A 23,895-nucleotide genomic window follows, 5' to 3' on the forward strand; every position below is an offset into this window, starting at 1 on the left:
CGCGCGGCGAAATCGAGGGGGGCGGTGCTCATTGATGGGTCTCGATATGGTCGGAGAAGAAGGGGGGCTTGCCGAGCTTGCCGACCCGGCGCTGGTGGCGCCCGGCCGGATCGCCGGCATCGGCGAACTCGCTGTCGAGGAAGGTCGCAACGCAGGACTTGGCCATTTCGATCCCGACGAGCCGCGCGCCCATCGCGATGCAGTTGGCGTCATTGTGCTCGCGTGCGAGCGCGGCCGAGAGCGGCTCGGAGACGAGCGCGCAGCGCACCTGCGGGTGGCGGTTGACGCTGATCGAGATGCCGATGCCGCTGCCGCACAGGGCAATGCCGAATTCGACCGTGCCTTCCGCGATGATCTCGGCGAGGCGGTAGCCGTAATCGGGATAGTCGACGCTCTGCCCCGGCTCGGGGCCGAGGTCGGCGACCTCGTGGCCCTCCTCGACGAGCCATTCGGCGAGTTCGGCCTTGAGCTCCACGGCGGCATGGTCGGAGGCGATGGCGATGCGCATGGCCCGCCTATAGGCGCTGCCCCGGGATTTCTCCACCCCGCAGGCGGCCTTTTTCGACGAGGGGCTTAACCACTTGGCGGTAGAGCGCGTGGTAGGGGGAGGCATGGCTGCCCCCGCGCCCCGGATCAGCGCCGAGCAATGGCTCGCCCGCGTCTTCGCGGACGGGCGGCCGCGCCACTTCGGCACGGGCTGGCTGAGCGGGGTGCTGGGGATCGTGCTCGCGCTGCTGGCGCTGATGGCGGTGCTGTGCCTGCACTTCCCGCAATACCTGACCCTGCCCGAGCTGCGGTCGCGCTATCCGCTCGGCCTGGTGCGGCTCGCGATCGACCTCGGCCTGCTGGTGGCGATGGCGCTCGCGGGGCTGTCGATATTGCTGCGGCGCAGGAAGGCGCTGGGGCTGACCGGCCTCGCTCTGGCCGGCGCGGCGCTGGCGCTGGGGGCGGGCGGGGTGGAGATCCCGCGCGGGGGCGCGAGCCAGGTCTACCTCGGGCTCGACTGGTTCGTGCTGGGGACGCTCACCACCGCCGGGCTGTTCGTGCCGCTCGAACGCGCCTTCCCGCTGCGCCGGGAACAGGGCGCGTTCCGCAAGGGCTGGCTGACCGACACGCAGTATTTCTTCGCGAGCCACGCGCTGGCGCAGGTGATGAGCCTCGCCGTGCTCGCCCCCGCGGTGGCGCTGGGCGGGGTGCTGGCGGTGCCCGCCTTGCAGGGCGCGGTTCAGAGCCTGCCGCTCGTCCTCCAGTTCGCCCTCGCGGTCCTGATCGCGGACCTTGCGCAATATGCGATGCACCGCGCCTTCCACCGGGTGCCGCTCCTGTGGCGCTTCCACAAGGTGCACCACTCGGTCGAGACGATGGACTGGATCGCGGGCTCGCGACTCCACCTCGTCGACGTGATCGTGACGCGCGGCCTCGTGCTGCTGGCGCTGCTGGTGGCGGGGTTCGACGAGCGCGCGGTGCTCGCCTATCTCGTGCTGGTGAGCTTCCACGCGGTCTTCATCCACGCGAACTTCGCGCCCCGCGCCGCGTGGCTCGAGAAGTGGATCGCCATGCCCCGCTTCCACCACTGGCACCACGCCAGCGAGCCCGAGGCGCGGGACGTGAACTTCGCGGTCCACCTCCCGATGATCGACCGCTGGCTGGGCACGCACCATCTGCCCGAGGGCCGCTGGCCCGAGGGCTACGGCATCGCCGGCGAACGCGCGCCCGAGGGCTGGCTCGCCCAGCTCGTGTGGCCCTTGCGCCGGTGACATGGTTTAGGGCCGCAGGGTTCGCGCGCCATAGATTGCCGCTCCTTCGCCAATCTAGGAGCCAGCCATGCCCAGCAAAGCCCAAGCCGACCCGTCCGACAAGCACTGGGGTATCCTCCGCAAGTACCTCTATGGCTGGCTGACGCTCGCCTTCTTCCTCGTGTCGCTGGGGTTGCACTGGTACTTCGGATGGCGCGCCTTCGCCGACGAGGCGGCGCAGCACGGGCAGGCGGTCGAGGTCGGCGGCTATCTCGACGAGATGCTGCGCGACACCTTCGAGAACTGGCAGTCGGAATTCCTGCAACTGCTCTGGCAGGTCGTGGGCCTTGCCTATTTCCTCTATGTCGGCTCGCCCGCCTCCAAGGAAAGCGGCGACCGGCTCGAGGCGAAGGTCGACGCCCTGCTGCGCGCCCGGGGCGCGGAGGGCGAGGCGATCATCGCCGAGATCGACGCGCGCTTCCTGCGCGGCAAGGGCCACGCCAAGCCGCACGAATGAAGGTGGGCGACAAGGGTTAGGGCGCTGCGCCCCCCTCCCGCCCATCCTCGCGCGGCAAGAATCAGGAGAACACCCCATGCCCGCCAAGTCCAAGGCTCAGCAGAAAGCCGCCGGAGCCGCGCTCTCCGCCAAGCGCGGGGACACGCCGAAGTCGAAGCTCAAGGGTGCCTCGAAGAGCATGGCGGAATCGATGAGCGAGAAGGAGCTCGAGGAACTCGCGCATACCCGGCGCAAGTCACTGCCGGAGAAGAAGGGCTGAACCGCGCCTCAGGCGGCGCTCAGCCCGGCATATTTCGGGCAGTCCGAGCGGCACACCCCGTCGTGCGACCATTCGGGCGGGCGCCACAGATAGGCGAGCTTGTCCTGCCAACGCTCCGCCGTGTCCATCCGGTCCCTGAGCTGTCTGAGGCCGGCGAACTGCGCCGTGAGCGGGTTGTCGTCATGCACCGGCTTGACCAGCCCCGGATTGGGCTCCTCGCCGACTTCGGCGTAGGTGCCGAACAGGCGGTCCCACACGATCAGCACCTGTGAATAGTTGGTGTCGATATACTGGGGCTGGTTGGCGTGGTGGACCTTGTGGATCATCGGCGTCGCCAGCCAGCGGTCGAGCCAGCCGAGACGGCCGACATAGCTTGCGTGGTTCCAGATCCCGAAGGCATTCTTGGCGACGCTCACCGCGATGAACACCACCGGCGGCACTCCGAGCAGCGCCGCGACGCTGTCGAAAAAGGGGCGCGGGATGTTGTCGAGAAAGAATCCGCGGGCGGCGGTCGAGTGGTTGAACGCGTTCGACGAGTGATGGATCGCGTGGAAGGCCCAGAGCAGGCCGACCCGGTGGCCGAGCCGGTGCTCCCAGTAATAGCTGAGATCATGCACGATGAAGGCGACGACGATTGCCGGCACCAGCGGCAGGGGACCCAGCAGCCGCCAGTTGTCATAGACCAGCACGTAGATGACGATAGGGAAGATGACCCCGAGCCCCATCTTGAGGGTGCTCGTCAGCAGGTTCAGCCCGATGCTGGCGAGCGCGTCGCGGTCATCGTAATCGTGATTATGCCGCAGCGCCCAGAGGCGTTCGAGGATCACGCTGCCGAAATAGACCCCCGCGAGGATCCACAGCGACGCCGGGCCGCCGATGAAGGCGATAGCTTGTTCGAGGCTCTCCATAAGGCGGCAGCTTACCGCAATCGGCGGCCATGTGAAGGGCTTGCGTCCGCTGGCAGGCGCATGCCGGGGACGGGCGATCGAGGGTCAGGCGGCCGCGATGCTCGCCGTCCTCAAGGCTTCTGGCCGACGCCCGCCTTCGCGAGCCGCTCGAGGACCTCCGGATTGGCCTTCAGGTAGTCCTCGACCTCCTTGCGGACCTTGGCGCCCATCTGGCGGGGGAGCGGCATCACCTCGGCGAAATAGGCCGCATTGGCTGCGGCGATCGCGGGGTCCGACATGACCTGGTTGGTGCTCGCGAAATAGCGCTGTCCGCTCGGCGTCCCGGCGAAGGCGCGGATGTCCCTGAGCTCCTCGAGCGTGAAGAGGCGGGTGTAGGCGACCGCAGTCGCCTCGAAGATCTGCGGCATGTGCTTGACGAAGGCCGGGCGCAACACCTCGGGAAGATCGGCGACAAAGCGATCCATGATCGCCTTGATCCCCGGCTCCCTGAAGACCGGGTTGTCCATGCCGCCTGCCATCGCCTGCTTGGCGAGGTTGGTCGACATCTCGAGCAGCATCTCGTCGCGCTTGTCGGCCGGGTACATGACCGCGATGATCTCGCGGGCGAGCGCGAGCTCCTCGGGCGGCGGCACGTAGGCGGCCTCCTGCGCGGCGACCGCCCCCGGAGCCGCGAGGGCAAGCGCGCCGAGCAGCACGAGGACGGGTCGCACGAGCCGCATCATCACTGATCCAGGAACGAGCGCATCTTGCGCGACCGGCTCGGGTGCTTGAGCTTGCGGAGCGCCTTCGCCTCGATCTGGCGGATGCGTTCGCGGGTCACCGAGAACTGCTGGCCGACTTCCTCAAGCGTGTGATCGGTGTTCATCCCAATCCCGAAGCGCATCCGCAGCACGCGCTCCTCGCGCGGGGTGAGGCTGGCGAGGACGCGGGTGACGGTCTCCTTGAGGTTCGCCTGGATCGCGGCATCGACCGGGATGATCGCGTTCTTGTCCTCGATGAAGTCGCCGAGGTGCGAATCTTCCTCGTCCCCGATGGGGGTTTCGAGGCTGATCGGCTCCTTGGCGATCTTCATCACCTTGCGCACCTTCTCGAGCGGCATCGACAGGCGCGCTGCCATCTCCTCGGGCGTCGGCTCGCGGCCTTCCTCGTGGAGGAACTGGCGGCTGGTGCGGACGAGCTTGTTGATCGTCTCGATCATGTGCACCGGGATGCGGATGGTGCGCGCCTGGTCGGCGATGCTGCGGGTGATCGCCTGACGGATCCACCACGTCGCGTAGGTCGAGAACTTGTAGCCGCGGCGGTATTCGAACTTGTCGACCGCCTTCATCAACCCGATGTTGCCTTCCTGAATGAGATCAAGGAATTGCAGGCCCCGGTTGGTGTATTTCTTGGCGATCGAGATCACCAGGCGCAGGTTCGCCTCGACCATCTCCTTCTTGGCGATGCGCGCCTCGCGCTCGCCCTTCTGGACCATGTTGACGATGCGCCGGAACTCATTGAGGCTCATGCCGGTCTGCGCGGCGATGTCGGCGATCTCGACGCGGATGCGCTCGATCGCGTCCTCCTCGCGCTCGAGGAAGGCGGCCCACTTCTTGTCCTTCTTGGCGCGCTCTTTGATCCACGCATCGTCCATCTCGTTGCCGACATAGGCGTTGAGGAAGTCGAGGCGCTTGATCTTGTGGCGCTCGGCGAGGCGCAGCATCTGGCCGCCGAGCGTGGTGAGGCGGCGGTTGAAGGCGTAGAGGTTGTCGACCAGGAACTCGATCTTGGTCGCGTGGAACTGGACGCTCTCGACCTCGGCGGTGAGGTCCTCGCGCAGCTGCTCGTACTTGGCCTCCTTGGCCGCGGGGAAGGCATTGCCCGCGGCGAGCGTGTCGACCCGCTCGGCCTGGAGCTTCTCGAAGGCGTTGAACAGCGTGGTGATGCGCGCGAAACGCTCGAGCGCCTCGGGCTTCAGCGCGGCTTCCATCTGGGCGAGGGAGAGGGTGTTGTCCTCCTCCTCTTCCTCCTCGCGCTTCTGGCGGGGTTCGCCGTCCTCGTCCTCGTCGCTGTCGGCCTCGGGCTCGTCCTCGACCTCGTCGTCCTCGCGGATCGTCGGGCCGGCGGTCGCCTCGGAAATCTCGTCGTCGTCGTCATCCTCGGCACCCTCGGCCATCTTCTCGGCTGGGGGCTCCTTGGAGAGCATCGCGTCGAGATCGAGGATTTCGCGCAGCTGCATGTCGCCGTTGTTGAGCGCCTCGGACCACTGGATGATCGCGTGGAAGGTGATCGGGCTCTCGCACAGCCCCATGATCATCATGTCGCGGCCCGCCTCGATGCGCTTGGCGATGGCGATCTCGCCCTCGCGGCTGAGCAGTTCGACCGCGCCCATCTCGCGCAGGTACATCCGCACCGGATCGTCGGTGCGCTCGCCGGTGGCGAGCTTCTTGTTGGCGGCGCGGGCGTCCTTGGGGGCCTTCTTGCCGTCCTCGTCCTCGTCGTCCTCGTCCTCGCCGACGATCACGTCGTCGCCGTCATCGCCCTCGCGGTCCTCGGCCTCGGCCTCGGCGTCCTCGTCGCTCTCGACGATCTGCACGCCCATTTCGGAGAGCGCGGTCTGGATGTCCTCGATCTGGTCGGGGCTCATCTCGCCCGAGGGCAGGGCCTCGTTCAGCTCGTCATAGGTGACATAGCCGCGCTTCTTCGCCTTGCTGATCAGCTTCTTGATCGAAGCCTCGTTGAGATCGATCAGCGGGGCATCTTCCTTCTCGGCCATATTTCCGTACGTTTCCATTCCCAGGGATGATCCGCCGCGTCGCGCCGCGTGCCGGATCACCCGATTATCCCATGCCCGCCCGGTCAGGCGGTATCGTCCGTGCCCGCCCCCGCGCCCGCTTTGCGGCGCCCGAAGGCCTTCAACCTGTCCTCGACCGCCATGAGCTGCGTGCGCAAACGCGTCTGCTCGGCAAACGATCCTTCCGGATCGCTGTCGAAACGCGCGATCGTGGCCGCAAGCGCAGCCTCAAGCGCCGGCCTTTCGACCAGCAGCGACACAGCTTCAGCCAGTTCCTCGCGCGCAGCGTCGGGATCGGTGCCTTCATCGAGAAAGGCGTAGCGGATATCTGCCGACGGGGCGGGTTGGCCTTGCGTGGAGGTGCATATGGCGGTTGCCAGCCGCGAATCAAGCGTTTCCGCAAGCGCGAGGAGCGATTCGATCACCGGCGCGGCGTCGGGCGCGTGCCGGGCGAGGGTGGAGAGCGCCTCGGTGTGGCGCGCGATCTCGCCCGGATGGCGCGCCAGGCCGGCGAGCACCGCGGCGAGCAGGCCCTGCCGCTGCGCCCCAGCCATCAGCGCGACAAGCCGCTCGCGCGCCTCCTCGGACAGCCCCGGCGGCGGCGGCGGGGCGCCCCGCCACGGGCCGCGCTGCTGCGGGGCGGGGCGGGGCGGGCGCGGCGGATAGGCGAAGGCCGAGAAGCGGTCCGACAATTCGCGCCGGTAGAGGCTCTTGATCTCGGGATCGGCGATGGTCTCGACATGGGCCATGAGCCGCGCCTTGAGGCCAGCCTTCGCCTCCGGGGTGGTGAGTGCCTGCCCATCCCGCTCGAAGGCCCAGAGCGTGTCGATGAGGCTCGCCGGGCTCGCGAGCAGCGCCTCCATCGCCTTGCCCCCTTGCGCCTTGATAAGGTCGTCGGGATCGAGCCCCATGGGAAGGCGCACGATCCCCAGCGAGCGCATCGGGGCGAGCAGCGGCAGCGCCCGCGCGATCGCCCGCATCGCCGCGCGCTGGCCTGCCGCATCGCCGTCGAAGCACAGGATCGGCACCTCGACCATGCGCCAGAGCATCTCGAGCTGCATCTCCGTCAGCGCGGTGCCGAGCGGCGCCACCACATCGGCGATCCCCGCATTGGCGAGCGCGATCACGTCCATGTAGCCCTCGACCACAACCACCCGACCCGACTGGCGCGCGGCGGGCGCGGCGCGGTGGAGGTTGTAGAGCGTGCGCCCCTTGTCGAAGAGCTCGGTGTCGGGCGAGTTCAGATACTTCGCCACCCCCTCGCGCTTGTCGAGGATGCGCCCCCCGAAGGCGATCACCCGCCCGCGCTGGTCCTGGATCGGCAGCATGACGCGCCCCCGGAACCGGTCATAACGCTCGCCCTGCTCGTTGGCGGCGCGCATCCCCGCGCCTTCGAGCATCTCCTCGCCGAATTGCGCGAGCGCCTTGGGGAGCGCCTGGCGGTCGTCGGGCGCCCACCCGAAGCCGAACTCGCGCATCACCTGCGGCGAGAACCCGCGCCGTTGCAGGTATTCGCGCGCCGCCGCGCCGCTCGGCCCTGCAAGGCTCTCGACGAAGAAGCGCTGTGCCGCCTCGGTCACGTCGATGAGGCTGGCGCGCGCCTCGGCCCGCTTCGCCTGGACGGGATCGGGGGCGGGGACCTCCATGCCCGCCATGCCCGCGAGCTCCTTGATCGCGTCCATGAAGGGAAGGCCCTGGTTGTCGACCATCCAGCTGATCGCATCGCCATGCGCCCCGCAGCCGAAGCAGTGGTAGAAGGCCTTTTGGTCGTTGACGTAGAAGCTCGGCGTCTTCTCGTCGTGGAACGGGCAGCACCCCTTCCACTCCCGCCCCGCACGGGTGAGCTTGACCGAGCGCTGGACAAGCGAGGACAGCGTGATCCGCGCACGCAGCTCGTCCTTCCATTGCGGGGTGATGGCCATGGGGGGGTAGTGCCTTTCCCGCGAGGAGGTGTCGAGGCGCGGGGCGAGGGGGTTGTGCACCCTGTGTGGATAGCGAAACATTCCGCATTCTCGTCGCCCCGGACTTGATCCGGGGCTTGGCTTCCTACCTCAAGGTTCGCAGAGAAAAGCCTGGCCCCGTGTCGAGCACGGGGCGACGATGCGAGGCGTTACGAAAGCGCCGCCTTCACCAGCCCGCTCGCGAGCTTGCCGTCGAGCACCGCGCCGTGGCGGGCGCGCAGTTCGGTCATCACCGCGCCCATGTCCTTCATCGAGGATGCGCCGATCTCCGCCTTGATCGCCTCGATCGCCGCGCGCGTGGCGGCCTCGTCCATCATCTGCGGGAGGAATTCCTCGATCACGGCGAGCTCCGCGCGCTCGACGGCGGCGAGCTCCGTGCGACCGCCCGCCTCGTACATCTCGATCGATTCGCGGCGTTGCTTGGCCATCTTCTGGAGCACGCTCACCACCAGCTCGTCGTCGGGGATCGACTTGCCGGAGGTGCGCTCCTCGATGTCGCGGTCCTTGATCTTGGCGCTGATCTGACGGAGCGCGGCAGTGCGGTCCTTCTCGCCCGCCTTCATCGCGGCGATGGTGGCGGCCTTGATATCGTCTCGGATCATCACATCTTTTCCTGTGGAATGACTTGATGGGCGCGCCCCTAACGCAACTAGTGCCACACGCCTAGGTTGACGGCAGGGGGCGAGGAGCCTAGCGGGCAAAACTTAGCACCATCGCCGGAAACCCAAGTCAACGGAGCGCCCCATGGCCGACCCCGCACCCTCTCGCGCGCAACCATCAGGGGCGACCGGCGTTCTTGTTCTGGCCGATGGCACCGTTATCTGGGGCCGCGGCTTCGGCCATGTCGGCGCGAGCGTCGGCGAGGTGTGCTTCAACACCGCGATGACCGGCTACCAGGAGATCATGACCGATCCCTCCTACGCCGCGCAGATCGTTACCTTCACCTTCCCGCATATCGGCAATGTCGGCGCGAACGGCGAGGACGTCGAGAGCAAGGTGGAGGGCGCGGTCGGCTGCGTCGTGCGCGAGGACGTGACCGAGCCCTCGAATTTCCGCTCGATGGAACGGTTCGCCGAGTGGCTGGCGAGGAACGGCAAGATCGGGCTCGCAGGGGTCGACACCCGCGCGCTCACCCGCCGCATCCGCCAGTCGGGCGCGCCCAACGCGGTGATTGCCCACGCGCCGGACGGGAAGTTCGATCTCGACGCCTTGCTGAAGCGCGCGGCTGAGTGGCCGGGGCTCGAGGGCATGGACCTCGCGATCCGCGTGACCCGCGACAAGCATGAAGGCTGGGAGGGCGGTTCCTGGACGCTCGGCAAGGGCTACGGGAGAGCGCCCTTCGATGCCAAGCCGCACGTGGTGGCGATCGACTACGGCTCGAAGGACAACATTTTTCGAAATCTCGTGAAGGCCGGCGCGAAGGTGACCGTCGTTCCCGCCAAGACCGGGTTCGACGAGATCATGGCGCTGAAGCCCGACGGCGTGTTCCTCTCCAACGGCCCCGGCGATCCGGCCGCGACCGGCGAGTATGCCGTGCCGGTGATCCGCCAGCTGCTCGAAGCCGACATACCGATCTTCGGCATTTGCCTCGGCCACCAGCTCCTCGCGCTCGCGGCGGGGGCGAAGACGATCAAGATGCACCAGGGCCACCGCGGCGCGAACCATCCGGTGCAGCGCGTGGGTGAGGGCTGGGGGGAGACCACCGGCCTCGTCGAGATCACCTCGATGAACCACGGCTTCGCGGTGGACGCGGCGACCCTGCCGGAGCATGTCGAGCAGACCCACGTGTCGCTGTTCGACGGGACGAATTGCGGGATCGCGATCAAGGGCAAGAAGGCCTTCGCGGTGCAGTATCACCCCGAGGCTTCCCCGGGGCCGCAGGACAGCTTCTATCTGTTCGAGAAGTTCGTGGGGGGGCTGGGGTGAATAGGCCACTTTATGATTATGTTGCGCTCGCCATGATCGGGCGAGTTGTCGATCGCGATGAGCCGTTTACCGGTTTCTCTGCACGTGCGTTTCAAGGGAGCTGGGAAGAGCTGAAGGCTGAAGCTGAGGACCGATGCGGCTTTGCTCTCTCCGATGCAGTCGTCAGAAATGCAGTCAGAACTTTAGCTGACTGTGGCTTGGTCCGGGTTTCGGACGATTCATTCGCGGGCGAATTCGTAAAGACCTACCCGAACAAGTTTCGGCAGTTCCTAGAGGCTGCGCGGGCAGAGAACACCGCTGCCGTCGAGGGCGGAGACATAGTTGGTCTCGTGCAGCGACCGTCCGATTACCCCAACGCGCACGCGTTAGCGGAACATCCTGTCGTTGAAGACTACGCAGAGCTTGGCGATGAATGGCTGAAACGAGCACTTAGTGGGCTGCGAAGGCAAGTAGAACAAGCTGGCTCACTTGAAGAGTTTCTATCGCTTTCTGATTCAACCAATGCGCCAGCTTCAGATCGGATCGTCACATTCTCGCACAATCAGGCTGCTGAGTTCGAGGCCGAAACCACCGCAGTCATTGACGCAGTCGAAGCGCTCAACGGCGTTGGCGAAGACCCACGTCTTCGGGATCTGATCTTGGGACAGCTTCGTGCCGGACGTGAATTTGTCAGGGCTGGCTGTGTCAAGTTGTATCTCATTCAATACACTCTAATCGACACGCTTCAGTTTCTCGCCAAACGCTATGAAAAAGAAGCAATTGGTGCGCTTGCGTCGGCTTTAGCTACGGCTCTCCTCAAACATATTGGCTTGGACTCCTGATGCCCAAAAGAACCGACATCTCCTCGATCCTCGTCATTGGCGCCGGCCCGATCATCATCGGCCAGGCGTGCGAGTTCGACTATTCCGGCACGCAGGCGATCAAGGCGCTCAAGGAGGAGGGCTACCGCGTCGTCCTCGTCAACTCGAACCCGGCGACGATCATGACCGACCCGGAGTTCGCCGACGCCACCTATATCGAGCCGATCACCCCCGAGATCGTGGCGAAAATCATCGCCAAGGAGCGCCCCGATGCGCTGCTCCCCACGATGGGCGGGCAGACCGCGCTGAACTGCGCGCTGAAGCTCGATGAAATGGGCGTCCTCAAGAAATATGGCGTCGAGATGATCGGGGCCAAGGCCGACGCCATCGACAAGGCCGAGAACCGCCAGCGGTTCCGCGAGGCGATGGATGCGATCGGGCTGGAATCAGCGCGCTCGGGCGTCGCCAACACGCTCGAACAGGCCCGCGCGGTGCTGGAGCGCACCGGCCTTCCGGCGATCATCCGCCCCTCCTTCACCCTCGGCGGCACCGGGGGCGGGATCGCCTACAACAAGGCCGAGTTCGACCAGATCGTGAAGGAAGGCCTCGACGCCTCGCCCACCACCGAAGTCCTGATCGAGGAATCGCTCCTCGGGTGGAAGGAGTTCGAGATGGAGGTGGTGCGCGACCGCAAGGACAACGCGATCATCATCTGCTCGATCGAGAATGTCGATCCGATGGGCGTGCACACGGGGGACTCGATCACCGTCGCCCCGGCGCTGACGCTGACCGACAAGGAATACCAGATCATGCGCTCGGCGAGCATCGCCGTGCTGAGGGAAATCGGCGTCGAAACAGGCGGTTCCAACGTCCAGTTCGCAGTCAATCCCAAGGACGGGCGGCTGATCGTCATCGAGATGAACCCGCGCGTCAGCCGCTCCTCGGCGCTGGCCTCCAAGGCGACGGGCTTCCCGATCGCCCGCGTCGCCGCCAAGCTTGCGGTCGGCTACACCCTCGACGAGCTCACCAACGAGATCACCGGCGCGACGCCGGCGAGCTTCGAGCCGACCATCGACTACGTGGTGACGAAGATCCCGCGCTTTGCCTTCGAGAAGTTCAAGGGCGCGGCCAACGACCTCTCAACCGCCATGAAGAGCGTCGGCGAAGTCATGGCAATCGGGCGCAATTTCCAGGAATCGGTGCAGAAGGCGTTGCGGGGCCTCGAGACCGGGCTCGACGGGTTCAACCGCGTGATCGAGCTCGAGGGCGTGGGCCGCGAGGTCATCACCGCCGCCCTCTCGCGCCGCACCCCGGACCGGCTGCTCAAGGTCGGCCAGGCCTTTCGCGAGGGGCTGACCGTCGAGGACATCGCCGCGGTCACGCACTACGACCCGTGGTTCCTGCGCCAGATCGAGGGGATCATCGCCGCCGAGCGCGAGCTCCAGAAGGACGGCCTGCCCATCGACGCCGCCGGGCTCCGCCGCCTCAAGAGCATGGGCTTCTCCGACAGGCGCCTCGCGACCCTCGCCGTGCGCTCGGTGGGCGTCGCGGGCGGGCTGGGCGAGACCCAGGCCAAGCGCTCGGGCCTCCTCCACGACGCGCTCGTCGCGATGGCCGGGGCAACCAGCGCCGACGAGGTGCGCGCGCTCCGCCACAAGCTCGGCGTCACCCCGGTCTTCAAGCGCATCGACAGCTGCGCCGCCGAGTTCGAGGCGATCACGCCCTACATGTATTCGACCTACGAGGCCCCGAGCTTCGGCGCCCCCGAATGCGAGGCCGACCCGTCGGACCGGAAAAAGATCGTTATCCTCGGCGGCGGCCCCAACCGCATCGGGCAGGGGATCGAGTTCGACTATTGCTGCGTCCACGCCTGCTTCGCGCTCGCGGAAGCGGGCTTCGAGACGATCATGGTCAACTGCAACCCCGAGACCGTCTCGACCGACTACGACACCTCCGACCGCCTCTATTTCGAGCCGCTCACCGACGAAGACGTGCTCGAGATCCTGCGTGTCGAGCAGTCGCGGGGCGAGCTCCTCGGGGTGATCGTCCAGTTCGGCGGGCAGACCCCGCTGAAGCTCGCGCAGGCGCTGGAGGATGCGGGGATCCCGATCCTCGGCACCTCGCCCGACGCGATCGACTTGGCCGAGGACCGCGAACGCTTCGCCAAGCTGGTGAGCAAGCTCAAGCTCAAGCAGCCCGAGAACGGCATCGCCCGCAGCCGCGACGAGGCCGCCGCGGTCGCCGCGCGGATCGGCTACCCGGTGCTGCTGCGCCCCTCCTACGTGCTCGGGGGCCGGGCGATGGAGATCGTCGACAGCGAAGCCCAGCTCGATGCCTACATCGCCACCGCCGTGAACGTCAGCGGGGACTCGCCCGTCCTCATCGACCAGTACCTGCGCGACGCGATCGAGTGCGATGTCGATGCCTTGTGTGACGGCACTGAAGTGCGCATCGCGGGCGTGATGCAGCACATCGAGGAGGCGGGGGTCCACTCGGGCGACTCCGCCTGCACCCTCCCGCCCTACAGCCTTCCGCAGGAAATCATCGGCGAGATGGAGCGCCAGGCCGAGGCGCTCGCCTTCGCGCTCGGGGTGAAGGGCCTGATGAACATCCAGTTCGCGGTCAAGGACGGGCAGGTCTACCTCATCGAGGTCAACCCGCGCGCGAGCCGCACCGTGCCCTTCGTCGCCAAGGCGATCGGCCAGCCGGTCGCCAAGATCGCCGCGCGCGTCATGGCGGGCGAGCCGCTGTCGAACTTCCCGCCCTTCAAACGAGACCTCCCCTACATGGCGGTCAAGGAGGCGGTGTTCCCCTTCGCGCGCTTCCCCGGCGCAGACCCCGTGCTCAGCCCCGAGATGAAGTCGACCGGCGAGGTGATGGGCATCGACGCGACCTTCGAGGCCGCCTTCCTCAAGTCGCAGATCGGCGCAGGCTCGCACCTGCCGCAGGCGGGGACCGTGTTCGTCTCGGTCAAGAACACCGACAAGCCGGTCATCGTCGCAGGGGTCAAACGCCTGATCGAACACGGCTTCCGCGTGATCGCGACCGGGGGTACCCAGACCTACCTCGCCGAACAGGGGCTCGCCGTCGAGCGGGTCAACAAGGTGGCGGAAGGCCAGCCGCATATCGTCGACCGGATCATCGACGGCGATATCGCGCTGATCTTCAACACCACCGAAGGCTGGCAGTCGCTCGAGGACAGCAAGTCGATCCGCCAGGCCGCGCTCGCCGGCAAGGTGCCCTATTACACGACTGCGACGGCATCCGTGGCGGCAGCGGCGGCGATTTCGGCGATCCGGCCCTCGTCGCTTGAAGTCCGCTCCCTGCAGGACTATTATGGCAGCTGATTGAAACTCCCCCCGACACCAGGAAAGTGCCTGACGCCGTGCGGATCGGACGGCGGCAAGGGCGCTTTCTTCCCTCAGCGGGTGGTGGCGGGCAAAGAGAGAGAAAGAACCGGAACGATGGCGACGATGGATAAGGTCCCGATGCTGGCCGAGGGTTACGAGCGGCTGACCGCCGACCTCAAGGTCCTGCGCGAGGAACGTCCCAAGATTGTCGAGGCCATCGAGGAAGCGCGCGCGCACGGCGACCTTTCCGAAAACGCCGAATACCATGCCGCCAAGGAACGTCAGGGCCAGGTCGAGGCGCAGATCGCCGAGATCGAGGACAAGGTCAGCCGCGCGCAGATCATCGATCCCACCACGCTCTCGGGCGACAAGATCATCTTCGGCGCGACCGTGACGCTGCTCGACGAGAACGACAAGCCGGTGCGCTACCAGATCGTCGGCCAGACCGAGGCGGACGCGAACAAGGGCCGGATCAGCTACAACTCGCCGCTCGCGCGCGCGCTGATCGGCAAGCAGGTCGGCGACGAGATCGAGGTGACGGTGCCCTCGGGCGAGAAGTTCTACCTCGTCGACCGGATCGAGTTCGTCTGACGGCTGCCAAAGGGGGGCGTTGAATGGCTGGTGTTCCCGTCGCGGTCATTGCCGAGCGCAAGGTCGTTCGTCATTTCCAGCGCGAAGGCGCGACCAGCATGGCCGACGCCATCCCCTACGAACCGAACTTCCTCGTCCGCCGCCGCGCCTTCGAGCGGCTGAAGGGCCTCGACGTCCTGAGGACCGACGGCAAGGGCAGGTGGTGGCTCGACGAAGCGCGCTGGGAAGACCGCCGCGCCGACCGCCGCACCCGCGCGCTCTTCGCGCTGCTCGCGGTCGGGGTGGCGGCGGCGGTGGCGGCGCTGCGGTGAGCGTCATGGCGCGCCCAAAGGTCCGTCCGTCCTGAGCTTGTCGAAGGACTGCCTTTCCTTTTGCCCACGGCGCGAAAGACGTACAGCCGTTGATCCGGCAGATCAGCGTTGCTTCCGACCGGCTCGGGGTGAACGGGCCGACGTCCGGTCGTGCATAAGCGGGGCTTTAGCCTCCTCTAGGCTTCCGCAAGCCCGCCGTTAGCCGGTCCTAGACCCCCTCTACACCCCCTCCAGACCCCCACTATCGGTGGTGTTTCACGTGAAACATCACCCGATCGCCTTCGCCATCGCGTAGTTGTGGATCGCCACCTCGCGGTCCTCGTGGGGAATGGCGAAGTCGCGCCGGTGGAGCACCTCGTAGCCCGCCTTGGCGAAGACCGGCCGGGCCAGCTCGCTCGCCTCGGTGAACAGCCGGACCACCCCCTGCGCCCGCGCCTCGGCCTCGGCGGCCTCGAGCAGGGCGAGGGCGAGGCCTTTCCCGGTGTGCTCGGGGTGGCAATAGAGCATGTCGCAATGCCCGCCCGCCTCGAGCACGGTGTAGGCAAGCGGCGCGTCGGCCGCGTCCGCCGCGACGAGGATCGTGTCCCCCTTTCCGGCCCCGTTCAACAGGCGCTGCACCGAATAGCGCGCCGCCCAGGCCTCGACCTGCTCGGGCGAATAGGCGGCGAGCGCGGTCGTCCGGATCGCGGCGAGGGTGATCTCGGCGAGCGCGGGAGCGTCCTCCGGACGATAGGGCCGGATCGCGGCCACGGGGATTAATCCTCGGGAGTCAGCAGCTTGTGGATGTGGACGACGACGTATTTCATCTCCGCATCGTCGACCGTGCGCTGCGCCTGCGCGCGCCAGGCATCGACCGCAGCGTCGTAGGAACTGAACACGCCGACGACGTGAATGCTCTCGGGATCCTGGAACTCTATCCCTTGCGGATCCTTCACGCGGCCGCCCATCACAAGGTGGAGCCGCTGGGTGGGGGTGGTTTCTGGCATTGTCGTAAGCCCTTGGGGAGGAACAGTCGGCGCCCCTCTAGCGCATGATGCTCCGAGGGCAAGCCTCGAGGGCTCCGGCGCGCCCTAGACCTTGGTCTTGCGCCTGAGGTCCCGCACCACGCCCACCGCGACGTCGGCGGTCTTGCGGGCCAGCGCCCGGGTGCTGTCGGCCGCTTCCGAGGCGCCCGCCGAGAGCCGCTTCGCCTGCGTCCCCGTCGCATCGCCCAGCTCGGCGGCCTTGTCCTGCCCGGCCCGCGCAGTCTCGAGCAGTTCCTCGACGGCGGCCATCAGGTAGCTGAACGCCGCATCGCCGATCATCGCCCCGATCCGCGAGCGGCCGCGGGTGGTGGCCTGCTTCACGCCGGCCGAAGCGCTTGAAGCTGCTCCGGAGATCGCCTCGCCGGCCTGCCGGGCGACACGCCGTCCCGGGCGGGTGAGGAGGCCGATGGCGAGGCCCAGCGCGACCGCCCCGCCGATCACCGTCAGCGGGTGCGCGCGAGTATAGTCGGCGGCAGCGCCCGCCGCCTCGCGCGCCTGGTCGGCGAGGGTGCGCTCGGCATTGCGGCGCTCGGCCGCCTCGATCCTGGCGCGCAGCGCATCGCGCTGGTCGGTGGGGGAGGGGGTGCTCATTCGGGGTCTCCTGAAGGTGCCGCCTCGGGGGGGGCGGCGTCGTCGGTCGGGTCGAGGTCGGGTTGGGCGAGCTCGTCGCGAAGGTCCTGAAACCACGCGAAAATCGGCTCGCGCGCGAGCCACATCAGGAAGGCGCCGACGAGCAGCGCCAGCACGCCTTTGCTGTCCGCCGCCTGCGCCTTCGCCTGCTCCAGCACGTCGCGCGCGCCGCTCCGGATGCGGCCGGTGATCGAGGAGGTGACGCCCGAGGACACGCGGCTCGCGATGCCTTCCTCGCCGAGGTTGTCCTGAAGCCGCGCGATATCCTCGGCGAGCACCGCGCGCGCCTTGTCGCGAAGCTCGCGGTCCTCGAGGAAGCGCGGGGGAAGCGCGGTCATGCGCCCTCCTCCCCGCCGAACATCGCTCCGAGCAGCTTGCCCTGCGCCGCGGCGCGCATCACGAGGAACACGGTGCCGGCGAGCAGCACGCCGACCACGATGCCGATCGCCCCCCAGATCGTCACCAGCGGAGCAAGAGCGATCACCGCGCCGACCGCGAGCGCGATCAGCGCGAGGTTGAGCAGCACCAGCGCCAGCACCAGGTAGACCGCCACGCGCGCCGCAGCCTTGCCGGCGAGCGCGGCGCGGGTCTTCTGGAAGACGATCTCCGCCGCGGCATAAGTGCGCGCATCCTCGGCCAGCGCGGTGAGGTCGTCCTTCAGGCCGGAGAGGCCCGAGCCCTCTTCCTCCTCGCCGGGAGGATCCGGCGCAGGCGCGGGCAGGGCGAGGTCATCGTCCGCGCTGCGCGGCGCGCCGGGCTCGGTGTCAAGCATCGCGGGTGGTGCCCTCGGTCCGGATCAGCGCTTCTTGCCGCCGCTGAAAACCCGCGCGAGGAAGAAGCCGAACACTGCGGCGATGCCGACTGCGGCGGCCGGGCTCTTGCGCACCATTTCGCGCGCATCCTCGCCCAGTTCCTCGACGCTCTTGGCATCGAGCTTGGCCGAGGTCTCCTGGAGCGTGCGCGAGGCCTTGCGGGCATAGTCGCCGTACTGGACGCCGAGCTTCTCGTCGATCTGCGCGGCGGTGTCGCCGACCACCTTGCCGAGCGAGGCGATGGCGTCGCTGGTGACCTTCTTGCCCTCGACGGCGAGTTCGCCAGCGCGACCGAGCGCCTGTTCGCCATAGGCTTTCGCCTCGGAGACGAGATCATCGCCCTTGCCGCGGGCCTGGCCGCCGACGGTGGTGATACGGGTCTCGGCCTCGGCGCGCAGGGCGGCGGCGCCGGCCTTGGCTTCCTCGAGCGCGGCGTTGAAGCGGCTCTTGGCCTCGATCACCTTGGGCGAGGGCGCTGCGACGGCCGCCGGCTCGGCGTCGGGCGCGGCCGCTGCCGCGGTCGCGGCGGTCTTGCGCGAGGCGACCTTGGTCGGGCCGTCGCTCTTGGTCGTCGCGCCCTTGGCGGACTTGGCGGGGGTCTTCTTGGCGGGGGAGGGGGTATCTGCCATCACGCTTCTCCTTGTCATTCGGCGTTCTTCTGCGTCGTTCGAGGGCCCGGGTCCGGTCCTGCGCGCCGCCCGCTTGCACGCGGGCCCTGCCGCGCATAGGGACGTGTCGCGTCCGGCCCTTGCTGGAATCAACACACCAGAATCAAGCCGTTCGCGTTACCATAGGCACGAAGTGTGCTGTCACTCTAAACCACTTTACAGCCGGAGCCAAACATGACCGCCATCATCGACATCCACGGCCGCGAGATCCTCGACAGTCGGGGCAATCCGACCGTCGAAGTCGATGTCCTGCTCGACGACGGCAGCTTCGGCCGCGCCGCGGTGCCCTCGGGCGCCTCGACCGGCGCGCACGAGGCGGTGGAGCTGCGCGACGGCGATGCGGCGCGCTACCTCGGCAAGGGCGTGCTGAAGGCCGTCGAAGCGGTCAACACCGAGATCCGCGAGCTCCTGATCGAGAACTTCGACGCCGAGGACCAGCGCGACATCGACCTGTCGCTGATCGCTCTCGACGGGACGGCGAACAAGAGCCGGATCGGCGCGAACGCGATCCTCGGCACCAGCCTCGCGGTCGCCAAGGCGGCGGCGAACGCGCGGGGCCTGCCGCTCTATTGCTACCTCGGCGGGGTCTCGGCGCATATGCTCCCCGTGCCGATGATGAACATCATCAACGGCGGCGAGCACGCCGACAACCCGATCGACATCCAGGAATTCATGATCATGCCGGTGGGCGCGGACTCGATCGCCGAGGCCGTGCGCTGGGGCGCGGAGGTGTTCCACACCCTCAAGAAGGGCCTCCACCAGAAGGGCCTCGCCACCGCGGTGGGCGACGAGGGCGGCTTCGCGCCCGACCTCGCCAGCACCCGCGCGGCGCTCGACTTCATCATGGATTCGATCGCGCAGGCGGGCTTCACCCCGGGCGAGGACATCGTGCTCGCATTGGACTGCGCGGCCACCGAGTTCTTCAAGGCCGGCCGCTACGAGATCAGCGGCGAGGGCCTCAGCCTCTCCCCGCAGGAGATGGCCGACTACCTCGGCAAGCTCTGCGCCGAATACCCGATCCGCTCGATCGAGGACGGCATGAGCGAGGACGATTTCGAGGGCTGGGCGGCACTCACCGAGCTGCTCGGCGAGCGGGTCCAGCTGGTCGGCGACGATCTCTTCGTCACCAACCCGGCGCGGCTTCGCGACGGCATCGGGCGCGGGCTCGCCAACTCGCTGCTGGTCAAGGTCAACCAGATCGGCACGCTCACCGAGACGCTCGCCGCGGTCGATATGGCGCACCGCGCGCGCTACACCTGCGTGATGAGCCACCGTTCGGGCGAGACCGAGGACGCGACCATCGCCGACCTCGCGGTCGCGACCAATTGCGGCCAGATCAAGACCGGCTCGCTGGCGCGGTCGGACCGGCTCGCCAAGTACAACCAGCTGATCCGCATCGAGGAGGAGCTCGCCGACAGCGCGCTCTACGCCGGCAGGGCCTGCTTCGGCGCGCGTTCCTGAGGCGGCTAGGACCCGGCTTCGACGGTATCGAGGAAACGCTGCATCGCCGAGTGGCCCTTGGTGGTCAGCCGGACATGGACCCGGCGGTTGTCCTCCGGGTCGCTCTCGCGCACCACGAGGCCCTCGTCGGCGAGCACGCCGAGCCAGCGCAGCCCGGTGGTGGGGGGCGCGGCCGAGCCGATACAGGCGCTCGACACGGAGACGCATTTTCCCTCGGCCTGAGCGATGAACAGGTCGAGGAGAATGTCCCAGGCCGGTTCGCCGAACAGGTCGGGGTTGCCGAACAGGGCCGCGCGCTTGCGCCGCAGGGCATAGACCATGCGAGCGATCGCGAGCGAGCCGCCGGAGGGCGAGGGGATGCGGGCCTCGCAGGGCACGCACTTGGCAGGGATGGAGCTCGCCGCGCAGCGCAGCCGCGAGGCCACCGCCATCAACTCGTCTGCGAGGGGGCTCAACACCGCCGCGACGTCAGGCGTGTGCCGAGCGTCCGAATCCAGGACCCGTCCTTCGATCTCACCTGAGAAATCGGCCATTTCCACTACCCTGCAAAGAAGCCGGTGCCCCCCCGACCGCTCTTCAGTTTCGATATTCGATCGGTAGCGGAGGAAATCCTTCGATGCTTTAGGGGATGACACTTAGGCCGGAATCAACAGGATACTGAGCCCCGCTTTTCCGCAATCTTGTCAGAAGGGTCTGGATGGCAGCGTCGACGTGAGCGGCGGCGATGTGCTCGCCCTCCCGGTCGAGTGCCGCGAGCTGAAGTGCGAGGGCATCGAGTATCGTCTCCACCCCAGAGCGGTCTGGCGCGGCAGCATCAAGGTTTGGCAAGGTCGGGTCCCACTGAGAGTGCGTCTGCTTCGTGCCACCCGCGCCGTGCGAGCGACAGCCGAAGCCGGTCCTCTATCGGGTTAGCGGCTTATGCAAATCTACTCAGTAGAACCACGTAGTCGCGTCTCCGGCCCGGATCGGGACGGTTCGGCCCCGGCGGCTTAACGCCCGAACCGGTCCTGCAAGGCGAGCAGCGTGAGCGCCGCCTTGGCCGCCTCGCCGCCCTTGTCTTTCTGCGCGGGATCGGCGCGCACCAGCGCCTGCGCTTCGTTCTCGACCGTCAGGATGCCATTGCCGATCGCGATGCCGTCCATCGTCAGAGCCATGATCGCCCGTGCGCTTTCGCCGGCGACGATCTCGAAGTGATAGGTCTCGCCGCGGATCACCACGCCGATCGCGACGAAGGCGTCGTAGCGGTCGGCCTCGGCGGCGAGCGCGATTGCGCCGGGGATCTCGAGCGCGCCGGGAACGGTCAGCACCTCGACTGTGTGCCCTTCGGCTTCCAGCGCCGCGCGGGCGCCGGCGATCAGCATGTCGTTGAGGTGGGCGTAGAAACGCGCTTCGACGATGAGGATGTCGGCCATGTCAGTTACTCCGGAATGCCCGAGCGGGCGAGTGAGGCGCCCTGGTAGGCGGGGTCATAGGTCACGTCGCGCATCGCCCAGGGCGGGTCAGCCAGCGCGGCGAGTTCGGAAAGGCTGGGCCACTCGATCTCGCTCAGCCACAGGCCCTGCAAGTTCCCCCCAAACCGGTCGAGCGAGAAAGCGCGGACCGCATGCTCTAGCTTGAAGCGGGTCTTCACCAGCGGCAGCGCCGGGAGCGCGGCGAACACGGCATGCTCGTCCTCGTCGAGATAGGCCGTCACGATCGGCCGGCTGGCAGCATCCTCGCACCGATACTTGCGGGTAAGCTTGTAGACCGCCTCGCCGCCGCATTGCATCCGCCGCAGCCGGATGCGGGTGCCGATGATGTAGCGATCGGCGATCGCGATCGGATCCTCGAGCACGAGCCCGGCCACCGCGGCTGGGTCGACGAGCCAGCGCCGCTCGATCTCGAGATGCGCGTATTTGGGATGCGCCGCCTCGTCGCGCGCACCGCGCATGCGAACGGGGGGCGGGGCCTGCGTCATTCCGGGATCGGATGAAAGTCGGTGATGGTGAGGCCGTAGCCCTCGATCGCGATGAGGTCGGGGCGGCTGTTCGAGAGCAGCACCATCTCGGTCACCCCGAGGTCGACGAGGATCTGCGAGCCGATGCCGATGTTGCGCAGCTCCTCGCCCGGCTGCCAGGCGCCTGTGCCGACGCGCCCCGTCAAGATCACGATCACCCCCGAGCCGTGTTCGCCCACCGCCTGCATCGCGCGCTGGAGGGTGCGCTTTCTCGGGCCGGGCTGGCCCAGCACGTCGTCGAAGACCGAGATCGGGTGAACGCGGGCGAGGGTGGGCTCGCCGGGGATGACATGGCCCTTCTGGAGCACATAGGCTTCCGAGCCCGCCACCCGGTCGCGATAGGTGATCATCCGCCACTGGCCGCCGTAATCCGAGGTGAAGGCGCGTTCGGACAGGCGCTCGACCAGGTGATCGTTGCGCATCCGGTAGGCGATCAGGTCACGGATCGTGCCGATCTTCATGTCGTGCCGCCGCGCGAAGGTGATGAGGTCGTCGAGCCGGGCCATGGTCCCGTCCTCGTTCATGATCTCGCAGATCACGCCGCTCGGGTTGAGGCCGGCGAGGCGCGAGATGTCGACCGCCGCCTCGGTGTGCCCGGCGCGCACCAGCGTTCCGCCGTCGCGCGCCATCAGCGGGAAGACGTGCCCCGGCGTGACAAGGTCGTCCGCGCCCTTGGCCGCATCGATCGCGACCGAAATCGTGCGCGCCCGGTCTGCCGCCGAGATGCCGGTGGTGACGCCCTCCTTCGCCTCGATCGAGATGGTGAAGGCGGTCTGCATCGATTCCTTGTTGTTGCGGCTCATCGGGGTGAGGCCGAGGTGGTCAACCCGCTCCTTGGTGAGCGCGAGGCAGATCAGGCCGCGGCCATGCGTCGCCATGAAGTTGATCGCCTGCGGGGTCGCCATCTGCGCCGGGATGATGAGGTCGCCCTCGTTCTCGCGGTCCTCGTCGTCGACGAGGATGTACATGCGCCCGTTCCTCGCCTCGTCGATGATCTCCTCGATGGTGGCGAGCACCGGGCGGTCCGCATTGGCGGCGAGGAAGGCCTCGAGCTTGGCGAGCGTCTCGGCGGTGGGGTTCCAGCCCGCCTCGGTGCAGTCGCGCAAGGTGTTGGCGTGGAGACCCGCGGCCCGCGCGAGCCCCGCGCGGGTCATGGTGCCAGATGTGACGAGATCGCGAACGCGTGTGATCAGCGATGTGTTCATCGGACAAGTGTATCACATCGCGATGTGAGTACAAGCTGCGGGCGCGACTACGTACCCGCACCGCGCGCCGGATTTTTCGTTTTGACGCCGGAAATCGTACAGCTATCAAAGCCCTAGCGAATCTCTTCGCTGCGATGACCATACAGGGGGCTCAATGAAAAAGCTGATGCTGGCGGCGCTTGCCGCTGCGAGCGCGCTCGCCACGAGCGGCTGCGCGACCGTGCTCAACGGCACGAACGTGGACTACACGACCGAAACCAACCCCGAGGGGGCGACGGCGAAGTTCACCAACGGGATGGAATGCAAGACTCCGTGCAGCCTCGAGATGAAGCGCAAGACCGACCAGCGCGTCGATCTTTCCTACCCGGGCTACAAGCCGACCTACGTGCTGATCCAGTCGAAGCTCGGCGGCGGCAGCTTCGGCAACATCCTGCTCGGCGGCGGCATTGGTGCGGTGGTCGACGGGACCAACGGCTCCTCCAACCGCCTCTACCCGCGTCCGCTGATCGTGCGGCTCGCCAAGGAAGGCACCGCGGACGAGGCGGTGCTGCTCGACGACAAGGGCAAGGTGGTCATGACCGTCGAAGCGCACAACGATTCGGTGCGGGTCGACGTCGCCAAGACCATCGGGGCGAAGCTCGCCGGCCTCGAGGAATAGGACGCGCCGCCACCGGCGTTCGAACGAAGGGGGTCGCGCCTGCGGGTGCGGCCCTTTTTCGTGGACCGCGGGCTTCGAGCGATAGGGCGTGCCGTGCCGCGAGCCTCGTCAGGTCTGGAGAGGGATGGTGGACGCACTAGGGCTCGAACCTAGGACCCGCTGATTAAGAGTCAGCTGCTCTACCAACTGAGCTATGCGTCCATTCCGACCGGGTCGGAGGCGCGATCCGGAGCGCTCGAGAGCGTGTTCCGATTCGCGTGAGGCGCTGCATTTAGCGCGCTCGTTGGTGCTGGCAAGGGCCTAATCGC

26 protein-coding genes and 1 tRNA gene are annotated in these 23,895 nt (G+C 67.5%); 10 read left to right on the forward strand and 17 right to left on the reverse strand.

Translation table 11 applies throughout. The annotated features are described in order from the left end of the window. Positions 1-28: 28 nt before the first annotated feature. Positions 29-508, reverse strand: a complete 480-nt coding sequence (locus tag ACLBKU_RS08775; protein ID WP_410179172.1) for an RpiB/LacA/LacB family sugar-phosphate isomerase — start codon at positions 506-508, stop codon at positions 29-31. Between the two features lie 103 nt (positions 509-611). Here ACLBKU_RS08775 and ACLBKU_RS08780 point away from each other — a divergent pair, with 103 nt between their 5' ends. The 3 genes from ACLBKU_RS08780 (at position 612) to ACLBKU_RS08790 (ending at position 2,512) form a co-directional block, all read left to right on the forward strand. Then, positions 612-1,757, forward strand: coding sequence for a sterol desaturase family protein (locus ACLBKU_RS08780; protein ID WP_410179173.1), 1,146 nt, complete (start codon positions 612-614; stop codon positions 1,755-1,757). Positions 1,758-1,824: 67 nt separating this feature from the next. Then, positions 1,825-2,253 (forward strand): DUF6766 family protein, encoded by a 429-nt coding sequence (locus ACLBKU_RS08785; protein ID WP_410179174.1) that lies wholly within the window; start codon positions 1,825-1,827, stop codon positions 2,251-2,253. Between the two features lie 76 nt (positions 2,254-2,329). Beyond that, positions 2,330-2,512 carry a DUF3008 family protein gene (locus ACLBKU_RS08790; protein ID WP_410179175.1) on the forward strand — a complete coding sequence of 61 codons (183 nt, stop codon included), beginning with the start codon at positions 2,330-2,332 and terminating at the stop codon, positions 2,510-2,512. 8 nt (positions 2,513-2,520) lie between these two features. On the opposite strand, the gene ACLBKU_RS08795 is transcribed toward ACLBKU_RS08790, so the two are convergent. From ACLBKU_RS08795 to ACLBKU_RS08815, 5 genes are all read right to left on the reverse strand, one after another. After that, positions 2,521-3,420: a sterol desaturase family protein gene (locus tag ACLBKU_RS08795; RefSeq protein ID WP_410179176.1), complete on the reverse strand. Its 900-nt coding sequence runs from the start codon at positions 3,418-3,420 to the stop codon at positions 2,521-2,523. Positions 3,421-3,530: 110 nt separating this feature from the next. Then, positions 3,531-4,142, reverse strand: a complete 612-nt coding sequence (locus tag ACLBKU_RS08800; protein WP_410179177.1) for a hypothetical protein — start codon at positions 4,140-4,142, stop codon at positions 3,531-3,533. Beyond that, the gene (gene rpoD, locus ACLBKU_RS08805) at positions 4,142-6,175 is read right to left on the reverse strand and encodes an RNA polymerase sigma factor RpoD (RefSeq protein ID WP_410179178.1); all 2,034 of its coding nucleotides are present in this window, start codon (positions 6,173-6,175) and stop codon (positions 4,142-4,144) included. The genes ACLBKU_RS08800 and rpoD overlap by 1 nt, the downstream gene beginning before the upstream one ends. A gap of 83 nt (positions 6,176-6,258) precedes the next feature. Then, on the reverse strand, positions 6,259-8,115 hold the full coding sequence (gene dnaG / locus ACLBKU_RS08810; RefSeq protein WP_410179179.1) for a DNA primase: 1,857 nt from the start codon (positions 8,113-8,115) through the stop codon (positions 6,259-6,261). 188 nt (positions 8,116-8,303) lie between these two features. Next, positions 8,304-8,756 (reverse strand): GatB/YqeY domain-containing protein, encoded by a 453-nt coding sequence (locus tag ACLBKU_RS08815; protein ID WP_410179180.1) that lies wholly within the window; start codon positions 8,754-8,756, stop codon positions 8,304-8,306. A 142-nt stretch (positions 8,757-8,898) separates the two neighbouring features. Here ACLBKU_RS08815 and carA point away from each other — a divergent pair, with 142 nt between their 5' ends. From carA to ACLBKU_RS08840, 5 genes are all read left to right on the forward strand, one after another. Further along, positions 8,899-10,080: a glutamine-hydrolyzing carbamoyl-phosphate synthase small subunit gene (gene carA / locus ACLBKU_RS08820; protein WP_410179181.1), complete on the forward strand. Its 1,182-nt coding sequence runs from the start codon at positions 8,899-8,901 to the stop codon at positions 10,078-10,080. A 32-nt stretch (positions 10,081-10,112) separates the two neighbouring features. After that, a complete protein-coding gene (locus ACLBKU_RS08825; RefSeq protein ID WP_410179182.1) occupies positions 10,113-10,901 on the forward strand; it encodes a hypothetical protein in 789 nt (262 codons plus the stop codon). Further along, positions 10,901-14,227 (forward strand): carbamoyl-phosphate synthase large subunit, encoded by a 3,327-nt coding sequence (gene carB, locus ACLBKU_RS08830; RefSeq protein WP_410179183.1) that lies wholly within the window; start codon positions 10,901-10,903, stop codon positions 14,225-14,227. Before ACLBKU_RS08825 ends, carB begins: the two co-directional genes overlap by 1 nt. A gap of 117 nt (positions 14,228-14,344) precedes the next feature. Continuing rightward, positions 14,345-14,821 (forward strand): transcription elongation factor GreA, encoded by a 477-nt coding sequence (greA, locus tag ACLBKU_RS08835; protein ID WP_410179184.1) that lies wholly within the window; start codon positions 14,345-14,347, stop codon positions 14,819-14,821. 23 nt (positions 14,822-14,844) lie between these two features. Next, positions 14,845-15,132: a hypothetical protein gene (locus tag ACLBKU_RS08840; RefSeq protein ID WP_410179185.1), complete on the forward strand. Its 288-nt coding sequence runs from the start codon at positions 14,845-14,847 to the stop codon at positions 15,130-15,132. A 267-nt stretch (positions 15,133-15,399) separates the two neighbouring features. Here ACLBKU_RS08840 and ACLBKU_RS08845 read toward each other — a convergent pair whose 3' ends face one another. The 6 genes from ACLBKU_RS08845 to ACLBKU_RS08870 form a co-directional block, all read right to left on the reverse strand. Then, a complete protein-coding gene (locus ACLBKU_RS08845) occupies positions 15,400-15,882 on the reverse strand; it encodes a GNAT family N-acetyltransferase (RefSeq protein ID WP_410179186.1) in 483 nt (160 codons plus the stop codon). A gap of 5 nt (positions 15,883-15,887) precedes the next feature. Then, on the reverse strand, positions 15,888-16,118 hold the full coding sequence (locus ACLBKU_RS08850) for a DUF4170 domain-containing protein (protein WP_410179187.1): 231 nt from the start codon (positions 16,116-16,118) through the stop codon (positions 15,888-15,890). 84 nt (positions 16,119-16,202) lie between these two features. Next, on the reverse strand, positions 16,203-16,748 hold the full coding sequence (locus ACLBKU_RS08855; RefSeq protein ID WP_410179188.1) for a hypothetical protein: 546 nt from the start codon (positions 16,746-16,748) through the stop codon (positions 16,203-16,205). Beyond that, complete coding sequence (locus tag ACLBKU_RS08860) at positions 16,745-17,125, reverse strand: hypothetical protein (RefSeq protein WP_410179189.1); 381 nt, start codon at positions 17,123-17,125, stop codon at positions 16,745-16,747. The genes ACLBKU_RS08855 and ACLBKU_RS08860 overlap by 4 nt, the downstream gene beginning before the upstream one ends. Continuing rightward, positions 17,122-17,559: a phage holin family protein gene (locus tag ACLBKU_RS08865; RefSeq protein WP_410179190.1), complete on the reverse strand. Its 438-nt coding sequence runs from the start codon at positions 17,557-17,559 to the stop codon at positions 17,122-17,124. Before ACLBKU_RS08865 ends, ACLBKU_RS08860 begins: the two co-directional genes overlap by 4 nt. A gap of 24 nt (positions 17,560-17,583) precedes the next feature. After that, positions 17,584-18,228: a hypothetical protein gene (locus ACLBKU_RS08870; RefSeq protein WP_410179191.1), complete on the reverse strand. Its 645-nt coding sequence runs from the start codon at positions 18,226-18,228 to the stop codon at positions 17,584-17,586. A 213-nt stretch (positions 18,229-18,441) separates the two neighbouring features. Here ACLBKU_RS08870 and eno point away from each other — a divergent pair, with 213 nt between their 5' ends. Beyond that, on the forward strand, positions 18,442-19,728 hold the full coding sequence (gene eno / locus ACLBKU_RS08875) for a phosphopyruvate hydratase (RefSeq protein ID WP_410179192.1): 1,287 nt from the start codon (positions 18,442-18,444) through the stop codon (positions 19,726-19,728). A 5-nt stretch (positions 19,729-19,733) separates the two neighbouring features. On the opposite strand, the gene ACLBKU_RS08880 is transcribed toward eno, so the two are convergent. From ACLBKU_RS08880 to ribB, 4 genes are all read right to left on the reverse strand, one after another. Further along, complete coding sequence (locus tag ACLBKU_RS08880; protein WP_410179660.1) at positions 19,734-20,186, reverse strand: MarR family winged helix-turn-helix transcriptional regulator; 453 nt, start codon at positions 20,184-20,186, stop codon at positions 19,734-19,736. 531 nt (positions 20,187-20,717) lie between these two features. Beyond that, positions 20,718-21,140, reverse strand: coding sequence for a 6,7-dimethyl-8-ribityllumazine synthase (gene ribH, locus ACLBKU_RS08885; protein ID WP_410179193.1), 423 nt, complete (start codon positions 21,138-21,140; stop codon positions 20,718-20,720). Between the two features lie 5 nt (positions 21,141-21,145). Next, complete coding sequence (locus tag ACLBKU_RS08890) at positions 21,146-21,658, reverse strand: hypothetical protein (protein ID WP_410179194.1); 513 nt, start codon at positions 21,656-21,658, stop codon at positions 21,146-21,148. Positions 21,659-21,681: 23 nt separating this feature from the next. Then, complete coding sequence (gene ribB, locus ACLBKU_RS08895; RefSeq protein ID WP_410179195.1) at positions 21,682-22,929, reverse strand: 3,4-dihydroxy-2-butanone-4-phosphate synthase; 1,248 nt, start codon at positions 22,927-22,929, stop codon at positions 21,682-21,684. A gap of 154 nt (positions 22,930-23,083) precedes the next feature. On the opposite strand from ribB, the gene ACLBKU_RS08900 reads away from it, so the two are divergent. After that, entirely contained in the window at positions 23,084-23,587 is a 504-nt protein-coding gene (locus ACLBKU_RS08900; RefSeq protein ID WP_410179196.1) for a PEGA domain-containing protein, read from the forward strand. Between the two features lie 125 nt (positions 23,588-23,712). Here the strand turns inward: ACLBKU_RS08900 and ACLBKU_RS08905 are convergent. Further along, a tRNA-Lys gene (locus ACLBKU_RS08905) sits at positions 23,713-23,788 on the reverse strand. Between the last annotated feature and the right edge of the window lie 107 nt (positions 23,789-23,895).

This window comes from Erythrobacter sp. NE805, assembly GCF_046452355.1.
Lineage (GTDB): Bacteria > Pseudomonadota > Alphaproteobacteria > Sphingomonadales > Sphingomonadaceae > Erythrobacter.